We start from the raw sequence: 18,221 nt of genomic DNA, 5'->3' as shown, positions 1-18,221 counted from the left end.
ACAAGTTTTCTTATTTTTTGAATAATTTAAATAAAACCAAAAAACTATTTTTATAGATTAATATCCATTTATTTTCTTTTGAAATGCTAAAGTTAATTTAGATAAAACGTTTTTCTCTATTGGAGCTATTCCTTTTACATAAATTCCTAATTTTTCATCTGTTTTAGCAACTGTATAAATATATTTTGCATATTCATCATCTTCAAAATAATTATTATAAATGTATTTATAAGCACCGGCAGCAGCAGGTGTATAGTTTACATAATCAAATATTCTTATTATTCCACTAGTATTGAATTCATTCTTGTCTTTAGCTAGTAATTCATTTTCATCACTAAACATTCCATTAAATAATAGTTCATTAAAATTATTCAATAATTTTTCTTTTTCATTTTGACTAATTGAAGAAGAGACAACAAAACAATCAAGAACTCTAACTGTATAATTTGATCTAATAATTCTTACACGGTCTCCATCTTGTATACTTTGAAAATTATCATGACCATAATAAGCATCAAGTGCATCACCATTATAAATCATAGTAACGTTAATTTTAGATGTTGGATTAATTAAATTATTTAAAATAATATCTGAATCAGTATCAAAAAGATTTTTATTTGTATTGTCCATCGAAAATCCTGTTCCATCCTTAACAATTTTTGCAAAATTATTTAGTCATTCTAAATAATTATTTTCAGTTATTTCAGTGTTTCATTTTTCTTTTGGGTTAGAAATTGTGTCACCTAAGACAACATTTTCTCTTTCATTTTTTGTTCATTGAATTTTAATATTACTATTTGATGTATTTAAAGCTTCTAAAACTTTTTCAAGTGTGGGGGTATTTTGATCATTTAATCCTAATTTTTGAATTACCTCTTCTTGCGACAAATCAATGTTATTTCAAATTTTTTTGGTATCAAATGCTATCACTTTATCATTAATAAAATAAGGAACAACAAAATCTGAAAATTTAAATTCTTTATAGTAAGGATCATTAAATTGTTTTTGTAAAAAATCTTGGATTTTTGGATCGTTTAAATATTCATCATATTCTTGCATTTGTTGTCTGGTTTCTTCAGTTCAATAATTTTCTCATGACCACAGCTTGTCTTCATGAGGATTAAGCAATTTCTCCATCTCTTTTCTAATAGGTGCTATTTTGCCTTGTCTAATTAAAGATACGATTGAATAGTCTGACCCTATTCCTGCAATAGCTTTGTTATTTTCCAGTGCGAACTCAAATTCATTTGCGCTTGCATATTCTTTATATGTATATTTTTTATTTATTTGTTTAACTGTTTGTGGATCGACATATGAACTATAAGAATAAAAAGAAGGTTGAAAAGTATAAATAAATTTAAAGACAACAACAATAATAACTAAACCAACACTAAAAACAAAAGCAATAATTATTCAAAATAATTTAGAATTTCAAAATCTTTTTTGTTTCATTATTTAGTCTTTCTATTTACCTTAATAAAGAAAAAAATATTTGTAATAATCATTGCTAATAAAATTAATGTTCCTAAAGCAAGAGCTCAAGAACGAAATTGTCCTTGATATAATTGAGTTCCAATAGTTGTAGTATTAGATGTTATTGAAGTAATAATAAAATCATCAAAAGAAAAAACAAAAGTAATAACAATAGTAAAAATAATTGGTGGAAACATATAAATAAAATAAGTTTTAAATCATGTTTTAGTTCTTGAATAACCTAAATCTCAAGACGCTTCAAATAAAGAACGATTAAACTTTTCGCTCTTTGGATACATTATTAAAATACCGTAAGGTAACGTCATAACTGTATGACCTAAAACAGCTCTCATTAATCCTTCACTTCCTGAAGCTAAACTCCCAAAAACAGCTCCAAAAAACATCGCTAAACCTACACCAATAATAATATCTGGATTAATCATTGAAATATTATTTGTAATTGAATGAACTGTTTTTATTGTTTTGTTTTTTTGTTTTCATAATGAAAAAACTGTTAACAAAGAAATTGATACTACGAATAAACTAGTAATTAAAGAAATGATAATTGAATTTACAAAAGACATCATAATTTGTGATGAAAATAAATTTTTATATGCATCTCAACTAAAACCATTTCAAACAAATGAAACATATCCTTTATCTGAAGTTTTATTAAAGCTAAAAATTGCCATTGTAAATAAAGGAATATAGCACAAAATTAAAATTATCAAAATGTAAAAATATTTTGAAAAAGATTTTAATTTAATCATTGATACCTCCTTTAAATTTACGATAAATAATCGGAATAGCACTAACACTAAAATAAACTAAAGAAGTTCCTAATAAAGAAATAAAAACAACAGAAGAAGCTTTTTGCATATCAAAAGGATTAGAAGGATTTGTTAAATCATTGATAATGTTACCAATCATTTGATTACCTGCAGAATTATCTAATAATTTATTGCTGATTGCAACCGACATAATCACTAATAAAAAAACAACAATTATTCCTGAACAAATAGCTTTAAGACCATAAGGAATAACAATTTTAATGAAAGTTGCCAACTTGTTATATCCTAAATCTTGAGATGCTTGCAAAATATTTTTAGGCATACCATTTAATACAATATAAAGAGGAATTATCATAAAAGGTAAAAATAAATAAACTGAACCTAAATATAAATAGCCTATATTATCAATTGGAATATCAAAAATCAAAGTTAATATTCCTCGTAAAGCTAAAATTTTAACTAAAGTAAATAAAAATAGTGGTGTAACTATTAAAGAAAGCATCAAAAATTTTAGACTTTTATTTTTTGCATTAGTCAATATATAAACATATGGAAGAGAAATTATTAAACATGTTAAGGAAACCAAAATTCCCATTCCAAAAGATTCTATGAAAATAGATCAAAAATTTTGATCTTTTCACATTTCAAAACGATCATAATTACTCCCTGCTCCTTTTGGTTCGACAAAAGATAAAATAATAATTCAAATAATTGGAACAATGACAAAAAGTAAAATAAAAATCAAATAAGGCAAAAACAATAATTGTTGAGGTTTAATTTTTAATTTATTCATTACTGATTTCCTCCTTATTTAGTTTTAAATTTAAAGAAACAGTATCTTTGTTTTTGTTTTTTTCTTTCTCTTGAGTCATCAAATGCATTGATGTTATAGTTCAATCTAGATAAACTTTTTGTCCAATTTCAAATTCAGATGCTGATTCAACCAATATTTTGTATTGCTTATGTTTAACCTCGATCATATAATAGCTACCTTGATAAACAATTGTTTCAACAATACCCTTAATTAAACCTTTTGATTTTTTTATTTCAATATCTTCAGGTCTTATAAGCACATCAACAACTTCATTTTGTCCAAATTTATACTTTGATCAATATTTGATTTTTTGATCCAAAATTGAAATTATTTCCTCATCGTTATCAATAATTTTTCCTTCAAAAATATTTGAATCACCTATAAAATTTGCAATTCACTTATTTACTGGATAATCATAAATTTCTTTAGGAGTTCCATACTGTTCAATAACTCCATCTCTCATAATAGCAATCTTATCTGAAAGACGCAAAGCTTCTTCACGATCATGTGTTACAAAAATAAATGTAATACCTAATTTTTTTTGAATATCAGAAAGAAATTGTTGCATTTGTTCTCTTATCTTTGCATCAAGAGCAGACAAAGGTTCGTCTAAAAGTAATAACGAAGGTTCAATAACAATTGAACGAGCTAATGCTACTCTTTGTTTTTGTCCGCCTGATAATTGGTCAATCGATTTTTTTTCATGACCTTCAAGATTTACAAGTTTAATAACATCTTTTACAATCTTATCCATTTCGTCATTAGTTATTTTTCTTGTTAAATATTTTTTTTCAAATTTTTCATTCATTAACGAAGGCCAAACTTCTCATGAAGCATACTTAAAATCAGAATCATCCAATCATTGTTGGATCTTTACTAATTTATTTTTGGGTAATTTTTTCTTTGTTAATTCTTTTTCGTACTCAGCTTGAATCTTATCAAGTTTTTTCATTGCATCTTTTGCTTCTTTAGCCCATTTTTTTTGTAAATTCTTTTGTTTTTTATAAATGCTAGGTTTGATTGATTCTCTAGGCAAATTGATTCTTTTTAAACGAAGTCCATATTTAATATTGTTTTCAACACTTAAATGAGGAAACAAAGCATAATCTTGAAAAATAGTGGAAACATCTCTCATATGTGGTGATAGATCTTTAATATCTAAACCATTGAACAAAATTTCTCCTCTTGTTGTTCATTCAAAACCACCAATTAATCTTAAAATAGTTGTCTTACCTGAGCCTGAGGGTCCTAATAGAGTAACAAATTCACCTTTATTAATAACTAAATTGACATTTTGTAAAACTGTTTTATCATCATATTTTTTTAAAACATTTTTAAGTTCAATAATAGGTTTTTCTTTTGGTTTTTCCACCCCTCACTCCTGTAGTAAAATAAACAATTTTGAATAATAATTTTACACTTTTTTTATTTACATAAAAAATTTTGTTTTTAGTAAATTTCTTTAACTTTTTAATGCAAATTAAAAAGAAGAATTTTTTTAGTATTGTTTAGTTTTTATAAATATTTTTAACCCTTAAATTGAAAAAACATTAAAATAGTACTAAAGTTCAAAACTAAATGAACTTTATATTAGTAAAATAGTGGGTGAAATAAATGTTATATTCTGGAAATGAACAAAGTCAACAACACAATCCTGGTGTTAATAATAACTTAGGGGCTGTTACAGCAACAACTGGTCAAAAAGCCGCTTTTATTATTCTAATAATTGTTACTCTTGGTTTATTTTATTTTTACAAAATTAGTACTAGAAATAATTTACGTAGACAACAAATTAAAATAAACGAAAGTGCTTCAGGTATTGATATTCAATTAAATAAAAGATTTGATACTTTAACAAAATTAGTTGATGCAACTAAATCACAAATGAAATTTGATAAAGAAGTTTTAGAAAATATTACAGCTTACCGTTCAGGTGGAAATCAAATTAATGTTAATGAAAAACAAAAAATGTTATCAAATATGCAAAGAGGAATTAACATTGCTTTTGAAGCTTATCCAAATATTGGTGCCGATACTTCAATAAGAGCATTAATGAATGAATCAATAATGATTGAAAAAGAAATCGCTGCTTCAAGAAGGTTGTATAATGCAGAAGTTACAAGATTTAACCAAGAAATTTATACTTTCCCAAAAAATGTTGTTGCAGAAAAAGAACAAATTTCTGGAATTCCTTTATTTGTTGCAAATGAACAAGTTAGAGAAGATGTAAAAATAGACTTAAATATTTAATGATTTAGTCATCATCTAATTTCTTTTTTGGAATATTTTTTTGTTTCGATTTTAAGAATTGGTTTTTTTCCTACAATTAAAACCAAAAAAAATAATATTGAACAAATAGAAATTATTCAATTTGTTTGTAGATCTAAATTTATACTTAATTTTAAATGCTGAAAAATATTAATTAAAATGTCTAATAACAAATAACAATTATCCATTACAGGTTTTAGTCAAAAAAAGAGAAAAGTTAAAATATAAATAAAAGCTATTATTGGACTAAAAAATAATGAAAAAACAATTGAAGTAAAGTTGATCTCTTTGTTTGTAATTAAATTTATTAAAGTCGAAAATATTGAAACAACTAATAAAATTTTTGCTTTCTTATTTTTATTTGATAGCGAAGTCGTTAAAATAATTGCATATGTTAATATAAAAGTAAAAATAAATGATAGTGAAAATATTATATAAGGATTAATCAAAAAGAAAATTATCATTGTTATTGACAAAAGATTTAATTTGTGAAATTTGTTATTCAAAAAATATTTATTAAAAATACATAAAAATGAAAAAATTAATGCTCTAGTTGCAGCAATTGGGACATTCATTATTAAAATATATGGTATTAAAAATAAAAAAATTAAAATATAAACATATTTATTTCGTATTTTGAATAATTGTAAAATTTTTTCAATTAATAACAAAATAAGATTTATATGAAAACCTGAAATAGTCACTAAATGTAAAATTGATATATTTTTTATTTTTGAAATAACAGTTTCGTTTTTATAGTATCTTAATCCCAATAATATCAACGGTCCATATCGTGAATAATAAATGGGTCCATTTGTAAAATAATCTTGAATTTTTCTTTTTAGAGATTTTTTTGTTCCTAAATATTTAACAGTAGGACTATTAGCAATATAATTAACTCCTTCAGATTTTAAATATTTTTCAAAATTTGTTTTTCCTTTATTTTTTTCTAAATTTACTGATTTTAAATTAATCAAATCATCGATTGATAAATTATCATAATTTTTAACATATATTTTTTGCATTTTATAATTTACAATGATTCCGGAATTTATTTTTTTTGTTATAAAAACATTATCATTTATTGATTTGTAATCGGGCTTATTATTTTGTATAACATAAAAAAAGCCAAAAAACATAACGATTATAAAGATTAAAACTAAAAAAATTTTTCAACCTATTAGTATTAGAAACAAAGAATTTAAAGCAATTAAAATGTATCAAATTAAATCATTTGTTTCAATAACTAAAAATACAAAAATAATTTCAATTGCAATTAAAGTAAGAATTAAGAAAGATCAATTATATCTTTTAGTTGAGCTAAGGTAACTTGTCCAATTCCTTTTAAAGCTAAAATTTCTTCTCATGTAGTTTTTTCGTTTTGTCTCCGATGATTAATAATTGTTTGAGCTATCGAACTTTTAATCCCTAAATTTATTAGTTGTTCTACACTATGCAAGTCTTTTCACTTAATTTTTTTGATTGCTCCTACTTTATAAGGAATAACAACTTGATAATCTTCACTAATCACTTTTTCTAAATCTAATAAAGTAATATCGGCATTAGTTAAAACATTTGCAACAAAAATTATTTCTCTTAAAGTTTTGGGTTTATTAAATACATAGTCGCCTGGTGTTTCAACAGCACCATCTATGGTAACTACATACTTATCACTCGAATTATTTATCACTACTTTTTTTGGGATGAAAAATTCGTACACTAAAAAAGACAATCCACCAACAACAGTAAAAGAACAAAAACAAATTATTAATATTTTCTTAATTTTTTTATTCATTTTCCTCCTTGATTTCTCAGGAGAAAAAAACAAATAACTTCTTCTAAAATTTAGTCTCTTTAATTTTACCAGAAAACGAATATTTTAAACAGATGTTTAGGGAACCAATTAAAAAACTTTTATTTTTTAATTTTGATATTGATATATGTTACATTTTAGTGTTAGTTGTTTTATTTATATTTTTAAGGACATTAGAATGAAAACATTATTAAGTAAATTAAAAAGGAATTTGCCAGAAAATAAACATGTTTGAAAATCTTTTACAATGACAGCTTTACCAGTTGTATTTTCTGTATTTCTTTTTGCTTTAAATTCTTTTGTTGATAACTTTATGTCAATTAATATTACTGGAGGTAATCAAGCATTATCATATGCAAATGCATGAACTGAAATTGAAATCGGAATTATAGCTTCTACAACAATAATTGGAACTGCTTTATTTTCTCAATATGTAGGGAAAAGAGATTGATATAAAGTAAAAGAAATAATAAATATAAGAATACTATTTAACATAGGTATTTCGTTAATTTTTGCTATTCCATGTATCATTGCAACAAAACAAATGATTGAATTGATTTCAGGATTTGATAACGCAATGTCAGATAATATAAAAAATCAAGCTATCGAATATTTAAGAATGATTGTTGTATCTTGAATATTGAATGCAATTTCATTTACATTAGCTATGATTTTAAGAGAAAAAAATCATGGTTCTGTTACAGTTTTTACTTCAATAATTACATTAGCAATAAATATTACATTGAATTCAATATTTATATATAACTTAAATCTTGGAATTGTATATCTAGCTTATTCAACATTGATTTCAATTTTCGTTTCAATTATTTTTATGCTACTTTGAACTTGAATTAAAGATAGAACTATTTTTTGTAATTTATTAAAAATATTTGTAATTTCATCTCATATAGCAAAACAATTTTTTAAAAGATTTGGTTCATTTATTTTGTTTGCAATAGGATCAATATTTGTTAACATTAGATTTATTTTCTGAAATGCTGGTTATGGTACAGGTACAATTGGAGAATCTGTTTTAAGAATATCTGCTGCAACTATTTTAGGAATAACAGGAATGTTTTTCAATATTTTTTGAACAACATTCGAATCAATGTCAGCAACTATTGCTGTTTATGTTGGAACTAAATTAGGGATCAATGATATTGAAAGAGCCAAAATAAACGCAAAACAATTACAGGGATTTCATTTGATAATGGGTATAGTAATCGCTCTGTGTGCTTTAATAATAGCATTTACAATTCCATATATGAATTTTCTAACAGGTGGATATGAAAAAGAATTGCAAAATTTTTATAGTAATAATCCAATTCCTGATGGTTATACATTAAATCAAATTATTTCTAACGGTAAAAAAATATTTTTACAAAACATCAAATATACTTTAATTGGTATTAGTGTATTTATTCCAATGTTTGTTTGATTTGTTTCAAGAGCTAGAATAATTGCAATTGGAGGTTTAACAAACATATCTGCAGCAACAGAAACAATTATTGAAGCATTACATATAGGATTTTTAGCTATTCAATGTTACTTATGGAATACAAAAGTTTCATTTTCATGAGCATATTTCATATTCTTTGCAGTTGAAATAGTGAAATTAATAAGTTATGAAATTGTTTATAAAAATGTTAATTGAGCAAGAAATATTACCCATTCAAAAACGATTGATTAACTCTCATATTTTTTTAGTTAAAAATTATCATTTTAAATCTGATTTTAAAATTTTAATAACTTCTTCTTCATTGTCAGCATTTAAACATCTATTTGCTAATTCTTGCGCATCCTTATAATTAATTCTTGAAACTAATTCTCTAGCTTGCAAAATCGAAGAAGCTGACATTGAAAATTCATCCAATCCTAAACCTAACAAAATAGGTATTGCTTGAAGATCTCCTGCCATTTCTCCACACATACCAACTCATTTATTTTGTTTATGAGCTCCATCTATTGTCATTTTTATTAATCTTAAAATTGAAGGATTTAGTGGTTGATAAAGATATGATACTTTTTCACTCATACGATCAGCAGCCATTGAATATTGAATCAAATCATTGGTTCCAATTGAAACAAAATCCGCATATTTACAAAAGTTTTCACAGTTTACTGCTGCTGCTGGAATTTCAACCATCATTCCAACTTCAATTTGATTAGAAATATTTGGATATTCTTTCTTAACTTCTTGATAAACTTCATCAAAAAACGCTTTTGCATTTTTAAATTCATCTATAGTTGCGATCATTGGGAACATAATTCCTAATTTACCAAATTCTGAAGCTCTTATAAGAGCTCTTAATTGAGTTTTAAAAACATCTTTTCGATCTAAACAAAATCTTATTGCACGATAACCTAAAAACGGATTCATTTCTTGTGGAAATTTAAAATATTTTAATGTTTTATCACCACCAATATCAAGTGTTCTAATAATAACTTTTCTACCATTCATTTTTGATAAAACTTCTTTGTATGCTTTATACTGGTCCTCTTCATTAGGTCAATCTTGTGAATCCATATATAAAAATTCAGATCTAAATAAACCTACAGCATCACCACTAGCATTTAATACGCCTGATACATCTTGTGGCGAACCAATATTACCTGCAATTTCAATATGGTGTCCATCTTTAGAAACTGAAGGTTTATTTTTAAAGGTTTCAAGTAATTTTTTTAATTTTTCTTCTTCTAAAATTTCTTTTTCTAATTTTGCAATAACTTCTTTTGAAGGGTTAATAAAAACTTCTCCTGTTGAACCATTAATTGCAATAATATCTCCACTTTCAACTTTTTCTGTAATATTTCCTATTCCTAAAACAGCCGGTATTTCCAATGAACGAGCCATAATGGCAGAGTGCGATGTTCTACCACCTATATCAGTTGCAAAACCTTTAACATACTTCTTATTTAATTGTGAAGTTTCTGATGGTGTTAAATCAACTCCAACAATAATAACTTCTTCATTGATTGTTGTTAAATCTTCTTTAACAATTCCTAAAAGATTAAAAATTATTTTTTGACTAACATCCTTAATATCTGCTGCTCTTTCTTTCATATATTCGTCTTCCATAGAAGAAAACATATCAACATATTTCTTTGAAACTTCTTCTACCGCAAATTCAGCAACAACATTTTCATCTCTAATAATATTTACCATTTCATCTTTTAACATTGGATCTGTTGCTACTTGAATATGAGCATCAAAAACCGCAGCATGTTCAGCGTCTAAATTTTTAGAAGCTATAGATTTAATTTTTTCAATTTGTTCTACTGCTAAATTAATTGCATTATTCAACTTATTTATTTCTAAATCTATATTGGTAATTGATTTTTTTTCAACTTTAATATCATAGTGTTTTAATTCAAAAACTTTAGCAATTGCAATACCTCTTGAAGCACCTATACCTTTTAAATTCATCTTCTTTCCGATCCTTATTTTATCTTTATTTGTATACAATTTTGTTTTTAATTATTATATGTGAATTTAATCATTTTACTTAGGAAATTTAAATAATGAATCTAAAAGTTTTTGTAATATATAAACTACCTTTTTGTTTAATTTTTACATTTCCTTATCAATTAATAATCTTAAAATTCAAATAAACTTATAAATTATTTTAGTGCAAAACATTTTTATTAAAAAAGGTGAATCATCAAAGATTCACCTTACTAAAGAGTTTTTTTAACTAACCAATTAATTTTAATTTAATTAGTTCTGATTGAATTTTTTCAATTGCTTCCTCAGCATCTGATCCAATAGCTTCGATTGTAATTTCATTATCTTTTCTAATACCTAATGCCATAATATTCATAATTGATTTGGCATTTCCTTCTTTTCCATTTGAAATAATTTTAATTTCTGAAGTAAATGTAGAAGCAATTTTTGTTAATTCTGATGCAGGTCTTGCATGTAATCCGATAGGATCAATGATTTTCGCTGTAAATTTAGCCATAGTTTTTCTCCTCTTTATTTATAGTTTTTAATAATATGAATAGAATAATAATTATATAAAAATCAACTAATTTTTATCTAATTAATCATTCAAAGCTTTGAATCCTTCAACTTTCTTATTTTTGTAAAAACCACAGAATTTACATACTCTATGTTGTTCAATTTTTTCTGAACAATTCTTGCACACAACCAGATTCATCGGTTTTAAAGAATCGTGAGTTCTTCTTGCTCTTTTTCTACGTTTAGAAGTTTTTCTTTTTGGAACTATAGCCATTTTTATTCCTTTCTCAATACAAACGAGTAAAATTTTTGTGTTTAAATTATAAAATATTTTTTCAGTTAATTATTTATTATCTTTTTCTTGTTCTTCAGTCTTAATTTCTTTTTCTTGTGAGTCAACGTTTTGTACATTCCTAATATCGGCAATAATTTTCATTAATTCTTCATCTTTCATAGATTCAAATCCTGAAATCGATAATTGTTTTGCAATTTCATTTAATTGATCTCTTGTTAAATTTTTTAATCTTAAATAAAAAGCGTCATTAGTATCAAATTGGTTTGAATCTGATTTTTGATTTTCATTATTTTGATTTGCCATCATACCAGCAAAAGGATCAACACCACCACCAAAATTATTTTGAACTTGCTGTCTTGCAGCATTAAGTTCTGCAATTAAATATATTCTTCTAATAATTGCAACATTTCTAGAAATAAAAAATCAAATTACAGGATAAATAAATATCATCGAAAAATCTAGTATATAAACTCATGACACTTGAAAACTATCAACCAAATTAACTCTACTAATTGCATATTTAATTAAAGACATAAAACCAAGTATTGATTGATAAAAAATCAAAATTGTAGATAAAAAAGAAATATATTTAAAAGATTTTTGTTTATAACACTTTACTAAACTCATTATTAAAGTGACAAGCATTCCAAGAGGTATAATCATTTGCACCACTAAATTAATCAATTGTGATCGTCATATATACTCAAGATCATTATTTCCGCTTCCTTGAATTGCTCAATTATCAATTATTTTATTTTTGTCCACAACGCAAAAAACTATTTCCAAAATTAAAATAACATTGATTGCAACAACCGCTAACAACAAAGCAAAAACTCATATTGAAAATTTTAAAAAGTGTTCTTTATTTTGTAATTCTTTAAGTGGTTTATTAATATAATTTTGAATATTTATAAAGTATAAACCCCTATTTAATCCGTGATGTTTGTTTTCCATATCAAATCTAAAATATTATAAATTAGAATTGCTCTACTAATTTAATAAATTCTTTCTCTTTCAATTTAAATTTTTCTTTAATTGTTAAATCTTTTTGTTCCGCTGTTTTTGTTCCATCAAATAAAAGTAATTGAATATCTTTAAGCCCCATAAATTCTAAAACAGATTTTAAATAATCATCAAAAGCTGAAAATTGATATCAATTTTTATATGAACCTTGAGCCATTATTAGTTGTACTTTTTTATTTGAATCAACTAAACCAATACTTTCTCCTTTTCCATCGTATTTATATTTGAAAGTTTTATTGGCTTGTAAAACATTATCAAAGAAATTTTTTAACAAAGGTGAAATAGTAAAATTAATCATTCCTGTACTAATAATTAGCTTGTCACTCTCATTAATTAAATCGATATATTTTTGACTCTCTTCATCTCAAAAAGTATCAAAATTATTTGCTGATAAAACAGTTTGTAATTTTTTTTCATTACTTAAATTTAATCTAATTATTTCATCATTTGGATGAATATCTTTATATTTTTCAATAAATAAATTTGTTGCATATTCAGATAAAGAATATTCTTTTGATAAGTAGGATTCAATCACTAATATTTTTGACATATATTTACCTCCAAAATGTTTGATAGTTATATTTCTCTTTTATATTATTTTTAATAATTTTTGTTATAAAAGTTCAATTTATTTTTTGATTTATAGGAATTTTAATTAAATTTTTTGTTAAAAAATAATTGAGTTTCATAACTTCTTCTTTAAATTTTTCAACAACCTCTTGTTCTGGAGCAATATTAATAAATTCCTTGCTATATCCAATTCCCAGTATAAACGTTTTCTTAAGCATAAAAATCAATTGATTTCATTTAATAGTTAGCGTTAATTCCGGAAATTTAGATCGAATGTTTTGTATTAATTCTTCAATATTTTTTTTAATATCTTTTTGTTTTATTTTATTCATTCAATTTTCTAGTGAATAAGGTTGGTATAAAGATCTTATAGGTTCAATTGGTTGTGGTATTGGCTGACGTTTATGATTTGTCTTTTGTATTTGATCTTCAATTTTTTTTATTAACTCTTTATTTTTTAGTATTTTTCGATCATAATTTTCATAATCATCATATGAAAACCCTAATTCTTTTTCATCAGTTTGTCCATCTCACAATCCTGCGGATGGTTTTTTGTCTAAAATAGACTTTGGTACATTAATTTTTTTTGCATAATCATAAACTTCAGATTTATATAAATGAATAATAGGCAAAAGATCACACCCACCATCACCTCATTTTGTAAAATAACCCAAATTATATTCTGCTTTATTATCAGTTCCTAAGACCAAATAATTATTTTCTTGAGCAAATGAATATAATGTTGTCATTCTTAGTCGTGCTTGTAAATTACCTTTGGTTAAATTTGAAAAAATTTTGGTTTTATTAACTATAGATTGATATTCATCATATAAATCTACAATCCTAAATTTTAAATCAAATGTTTTTACAAGTTCTAATCCATCTTCTAGATCAAAATAACGGTCTTTGTTAATTGGCATCAAAATACCAAGAGAATTGTTAGGAAATGCTTTTTTTGCTAAATAAGCAACTAATGCTGAATCAATGCCTCCACTAATACCAACAATTACACCTTTTGCTTTTGCTTTTTTTACTTCTGTTTTAATCCATTTGATTATTTCTTTTAAATATTCCATAAACTTTTAATTCAACTGATTATTTAAACAAATTATTGTAAATTTCTGTATATGATTTAACTGGAATAAATTTAATTGATTTCTTAACTTCATCAGCAACATCTTCAAGATTTCTTTCATTATCTTTAGGAATAAATACTGTTTTAATTCCAAGTTTCAAAGCTGCTAATGATTTTTCTTTTAATCCTCCAATAGGTAAAACTTTTCCCCTTAAAGTTATTTCACCAGTCATAGCAACTTTGTGTGAAACAGGTTTTTTAGATAAAGCAGAAATTAATGCTGTAGTGAATGTAACTCCTGCAGAAGGACCATCTTTAGGGACTGCTCCTTCAGGTACATGGATTTGAATTGTTGATTCATCAAAATTAAAATCAATTCCAAACTCTTTAGCATTAGCCCTGATATAGCCTAGAGCTACTGTTGCAGATTCTTGCATCACATCTTTTAATTGTCCAGTAATCTTAATTTCTCCTTTACCAGGGAAAGTTGTTACTTCAATTGGTAAAGTTGATCCTCCATATGAAGTATAAGCTAAACCATTAACAACACCAATTCTAGGTTTATCATCTTTGTCTTCATCTGTAAATTTCTCAACTCCCAAGAATTTTTTAATTGTTGGAATATCAATAACAAATTCTTTTTCAATTTTTCCTTCAACAATTCCTAGCGCCACTTTTCTAGCTAATTTATCTAATACTCTTTGTAAATTTCTAACACCAGCTTCCATTGTGTAATGTTTAACAATAAATTCAATTTCTTTTTCAGAAATTTTAAACTGTTTCTTATCTAAACCATTTTGTTTAATTACTCTATTTACTAAATATTTTTTTGCAATATTTATCTTTTCAAACAATGTATATGAAGATAACTCAATCAATTCAACTCTATCAAGCAATGGAGTTGGAATATCTTCAAAATAATTTGCTGTTGCTATGAATAATACTTTTGATAAATCATACTCAATTTCTAAAAAATGATCTTGAAAGTTTGCATTTTGTTCTGGATCTAACACTTCCAATAAAGCTGAAGATGGATCACCTTTAGCTCCTGAAACACCCATTTTATCAATTTCGTCTAATAAAATAATTGGGTTAGAAACGCCTGCTCTTTTTATGGCATTAATAATTTTTCCTGGCATAGCTCCAACATATGTTTTTCTATGTCCTCTAATTTCGGCTTCATCATTAACACCACCAAGAGAAATCTTAATAAATTTTCTTCCTAAAGCTTCTGCTAATGATTTTGCAATCGATGTTTTCCCAACACCTGGAGGACCCAATAAAGTAATAATAGGAGAAGCATTCTCTTGAGTTTTATTTAAATCTCCCTCTTCTTTAACGAAAAGGTTCTCATTAATTTCGGTATTTGGAGAATTACTAATTCTTGTTTTTTTGTACTTATCTGGATGTTTACGTTGATTATTAATCATAACAGCAACAAATTCAATAATTCTCTCTTTTACATCTTTTAAACCATAATGTTGCTCATCTAATATTTTTTTAACTTTTTGAATATCTAATTCTTCAATTGAAGTTTTTCTTCAAGGTAATTGTGTTAATAAATCAATGTAATTTCTTGTTATATTTGCATCTGGCGAAGAAGACATCATTGATTTAAGTTTAGATTTTTCTCTTTTAATAGCTAATTTTACTTCTTCAGGATACATTCTCTTCAATTCTTTATCTTCAAATATTTTTTCTATTTTTTCATCTTCAGAGGTATCTTCACCTAAAAGGTTTCTAGTTACTTTTAGTCTTTCTCTTAATAAAAATTCTTTATTTTGTTTATCTAAAGATTTTTTAAGTTCATTTTCAATTTCATTATCAATAGATTTATTTGTTTTTAATCCTTCAGAAAGTTCGTCGATAATTGTTCATAAAATATCAAGTTTTCCTGACATTGATTTTTGATTAAAGTAAATGTAAACAAATTTAATTGGAATAGCAAAAGATGAAATTACTTGATTCATATTTTCTAATTTAACTAAATCCTCTTTTTTAAAAAATGGAATTGGAGATTTCACAAAAATTTTCTTAAACTGATCATTTGAACCAACAAAATCTTGATACAAAGTACTGTGTAATTTGTCTAATTTTTCATTAGTTTTTTCATTGATTTTAAATTTTGTGATTGGTTTACTTTCTTCAAATGATCCAATATAACAATCATTATTTTCTTCATCAAAATCAATGATTTCAACTTTTTTAATTCCTTCAACTGTTATTCTTTTGTTTTGTGCAATATCCTCAACTCTTATTATTTTTGTCAATATTCCATATTTTTGTAAGTCATTTGTAGAAACTACATCTCTTTGTTCGGAATTTTTTTGCGGAATCAAAACAATATAAGAACCAAAACTTTTTGTCGATAAATCTACTGAATTTTTGGATTTATATCTTCCAATTTCTAAAAAATCAACTATATTTTCTAAAACAATAGCGTCCCTTGTTGGAATAAAAGGATAAACTTTTCCAAGTTTACTAATATCAATTTTTGTGTTTTTAGATGATTTATCTGTTTTTTTTGAATCCATAATTTCTCCTTTTTAAAGCCAAAAAATAAAATTTTAAACATCTTATTTATTAAACTTGCTTTAATAAATTCAATTAACATTTATTATATCATTAAATAAAATTTTAGCAATTTTTATATCTAAGTGCTAAATTAAAAGACAAAAATATTTTTTAATTAAATTTCATTAATTTTTTCTTTAATATGTTTTAAAGCATTCTTAACCGTTTCATTAATTTTCATTTGATAATCAATTTTTTCAATTGAAGCCATAACAGTAGAATGATCTTTACCTTTAAATAACTTACCAATTTCTTTATATGTTAAATTAGTTAAATTTCTTATCATTCACATCGAAATTTGTCTAGCTAAAACTATTTCTCTTCTTCTTGATTTTCCTAAAATTTCATTTTTATTAATTTTGTAATATTTAGCAATTATTTCAATAATTTTATCTGGTGTTATATTAGTATTTTCTTTTGAAATGGTTGAAAACATTTGTGAAACAACATTATATGTATATTTAATATTTTGGATGTTTTTTTGCTTATTTCATTCAATTTTATTTATTGCTCCTTCTAATGTTCTTATTGATGATGAATGATTTCTAATAATAAATTTAATTGCTTCAGTTTCTCAATCTTTAGGATCAATATCATGCTTAATTAATTTAGCTTCAAAAATTTTCATTAGATCATTTAAAGATGGTTGAGCAATATCCTGAGTAATTCCTCCTTGGAAACGTGTAATAAATCGATCTTCAAAACCTCCTAATAATTCAGGATTTTTATCAGAAGCAATAATTATTTGTTTTTGATTTTCAATATTTGAATTTATAATGTTGAATAAAACATTTAGTGTTGCTGCTTTTGAACCAAATTGTTGAATATCATCGAACAATAAGAAATCAAAATTTTTATAGTATTCTACAATTTCAGCTAATTTTTCTTGATCTGAAGTTATCAGATATTGAGTTACTTTTTTAATAAATTGTTCTGGATTTACATAACAAACATGTTTTCCTTTTGCAACCAATTCATTACCTAAAGCATTTAAAAAATGAGTTTTTCCCATACCTGAGAAAGAATAAATAAATAAAGGGTTAAAACTGACTTTATTTTGATTTAATATTTTTTTTCCTAAAGCAATTATTTCTTTATTAAAGTCAGCTTCAATATAATCTTCGAATAAAAAATTTTTATTTAAATTAGAATTTGCAAAATTAAATGATGTGTGTTTTTTTACTAATGATTCATATTCATTTGTAGAAATAATATTAGCTGTTGCACTTATACCAAAAACATGTTTAATTGCCGCTTGTGTTATATCAGAAAAATTTTTTTGAATATATTTAACATCGTTTGATGTTTGTAAAATCAAATAAATCTTTTCATCATTTCCTACTCTTACAATTGCATCACGATAAAAAGCTGAATAAGTTTGTTCATCACATGAATCTTTTATTTTTTTTAAAACTTCACTTGTATTAAACTCATCGCTATTTAAACTCATAGTATTTGATTATATCAAATAAGTTTTCCACATAGGAAAAAAGATGAGTTTATATTTTAAATTAGTACAAGTTAAAAAATTAATGTATAATTTAATGACTATTTTGCCCGAATG

At 24.6% G+C, this 18,221-nt stretch carries 15 protein-coding genes and 1 pseudogene; 2 read left to right on the top strand and 14 right to left on the bottom strand.

The features are described 5' to 3' along the window. Positions 1-57: 57 nt before the first annotated feature. From ACJA28_RS00080 to ACJA28_RS00065, 4 genes are read right to left on the bottom strand one after another with little or no spacing between them, the layout of a single operon-like run. Entirely contained in the window at positions 58-1,452 is a 1,395-nt protein-coding gene (locus tag ACJA28_RS00080; protein WP_022935373.1) for a hypothetical protein, read from the bottom strand. Next, complete coding sequence (locus ACJA28_RS00075; protein WP_022935374.1) at positions 1,452-2,243, bottom strand: ABC transporter permease subunit; 792 nt, start codon at positions 2,241-2,243, stop codon at positions 1,452-1,454. The genes ACJA28_RS00080 and ACJA28_RS00075 overlap by 1 nt, the downstream gene beginning before the upstream one ends. Continuing rightward, positions 2,236-3,057 (bottom strand): ABC transporter permease subunit, encoded by an 822-nt coding sequence (locus ACJA28_RS00070; protein ID WP_022935375.1) that lies wholly within the window; start codon positions 3,055-3,057, stop codon positions 2,236-2,238. The genes ACJA28_RS00075 and ACJA28_RS00070 overlap by 8 nt, the downstream gene beginning before the upstream one ends. Continuing rightward, positions 3,050-4,450 carry an ABC transporter ATP-binding protein gene (locus tag ACJA28_RS00065; RefSeq protein WP_022935376.1) on the bottom strand — a complete coding sequence of 467 codons (1,401 nt, stop codon included), beginning with the start codon at positions 4,448-4,450 and terminating at the stop codon, positions 3,050-3,052. Before ACJA28_RS00065 ends, ACJA28_RS00070 begins: the two co-directional genes overlap by 8 nt. Positions 4,451-4,692: 242 nt before the next feature. On the opposite strand from ACJA28_RS00065, the gene ACJA28_RS00060 reads away from it, so the two are divergent. Beyond that, on the top strand, positions 4,693-5,328 hold the full coding sequence (locus ACJA28_RS00060) for a LemA family protein (protein WP_022935377.1): 636 nt from the start codon (positions 4,693-4,695) through the stop codon (positions 5,326-5,328). Here ACJA28_RS00060 and ACJA28_RS00055 read toward each other — a convergent pair. After that, complete coding sequence (locus tag ACJA28_RS00055) at positions 5,325-6,713, bottom strand: MAG0480 family ComEC-like protein (protein ID WP_022935378.1); 1,389 nt, start codon at positions 6,711-6,713, stop codon at positions 5,325-5,327. The genes ACJA28_RS00060 and ACJA28_RS00055 overlap by 4 nt on opposite strands. Beyond that, complete coding sequence (locus ACJA28_RS00050; protein WP_022935379.1) at positions 6,635-7,141, bottom strand: MAG0490 family ComEA-like DNA-binding protein; 507 nt, start codon at positions 7,139-7,141, stop codon at positions 6,635-6,637. The genes ACJA28_RS00055 and ACJA28_RS00050 overlap by 79 nt, the downstream gene beginning before the upstream one ends. 196 nt (positions 7,142-7,337) lie before the next feature. Here ACJA28_RS00050 and ACJA28_RS00045 point away from each other — a divergent pair, with 196 nt between their 5' ends. Next, positions 7,338-8,849, top strand: coding sequence for an MATE family efflux transporter (locus ACJA28_RS00045; RefSeq protein WP_022935380.1), 1,512 nt, complete (start codon positions 7,338-7,340; stop codon positions 8,847-8,849). Positions 8,850-8,873: 24 nt separating this feature from the next. On the opposite strand, the gene ptsP is transcribed toward ACJA28_RS00045, so the two are convergent. The 8 genes and pseudogenes from ptsP to dnaA all read right to left on the bottom strand — a co-directional run bounded on the left by ptsP (position 8,874) and on the right by dnaA (position 18,107). Then, complete coding sequence (gene ptsP, locus ACJA28_RS00040; RefSeq protein WP_022935381.1) at positions 8,874-10,586, bottom strand: phosphoenolpyruvate--protein phosphotransferase; 1,713 nt, start codon at positions 10,584-10,586, stop codon at positions 8,874-8,876. A gap of 268 nt (positions 10,587-10,854) precedes the next feature. Beyond that, the gene (locus tag ACJA28_RS00035) at positions 10,855-11,121 is read right to left on the bottom strand and encodes an HPr family phosphocarrier protein (RefSeq protein ID WP_022935382.1); all 267 of its coding nucleotides are present in this window, start codon (positions 11,119-11,121) and stop codon (positions 10,855-10,857) included. 81 nt (positions 11,122-11,202) lie between these two features. Next, a complete protein-coding gene (rpmF, locus tag ACJA28_RS00030) occupies positions 11,203-11,394 on the bottom strand; it encodes a 50S ribosomal protein L32 (RefSeq protein ID WP_022935383.1) in 192 nt (63 codons plus the stop codon). Positions 11,395-11,463: 69 nt separating this feature from the next. Further along, on the bottom strand, positions 11,464-12,369 hold the full coding sequence (locus ACJA28_RS00025) for a hypothetical protein (RefSeq protein ID WP_022935384.1): 906 nt from the start codon (positions 12,367-12,369) through the stop codon (positions 11,464-11,466). A gap of 22 nt (positions 12,370-12,391) precedes the next feature. Further along, entirely contained in the window at positions 12,392-12,988 is a 597-nt protein-coding gene (locus tag ACJA28_RS00020) for an FMN-dependent NADH-azoreductase (RefSeq protein ID WP_022935385.1), read from the bottom strand. A gap of 400 nt (positions 12,989-13,388) precedes the next feature. Further along, positions 13,389-14,084: pseudogene (nadE, locus tag ACJA28_RS00015) on the bottom strand (NAD(+) synthase); the annotation flags it as partial. A gap of 19 nt (positions 14,085-14,103) precedes the next feature. Next, entirely contained in the window at positions 14,104-16,617 is a 2,514-nt protein-coding gene (gene lon / locus ACJA28_RS00010; RefSeq protein WP_022935387.1) for an endopeptidase La, read from the bottom strand. A gap of 155 nt (positions 16,618-16,772) precedes the next feature. Further along, positions 16,773-18,107 carry a chromosomal replication initiator protein DnaA gene (gene dnaA, locus ACJA28_RS00005; protein ID WP_022935388.1) on the bottom strand — a complete coding sequence of 445 codons (1,335 nt, stop codon included), beginning with the start codon at positions 18,105-18,107 and terminating at the stop codon, positions 16,773-16,775. Between the last annotated feature and the right edge of the window lie 114 nt (positions 18,108-18,221).

The sequence above is a fragment of the Mesomycoplasma moatsii genome (assembly GCF_045276915.1).
In the GTDB taxonomy this organism is placed as follows: domain Bacteria; phylum Bacillota_I; class Bacilli_A; order Mycoplasmatales; family Metamycoplasmataceae; genus UBA710.
Note: the sequence above shows the minus strand (reverse complement) of the source record. Positions and strands in the feature narration are given on the sequence as shown.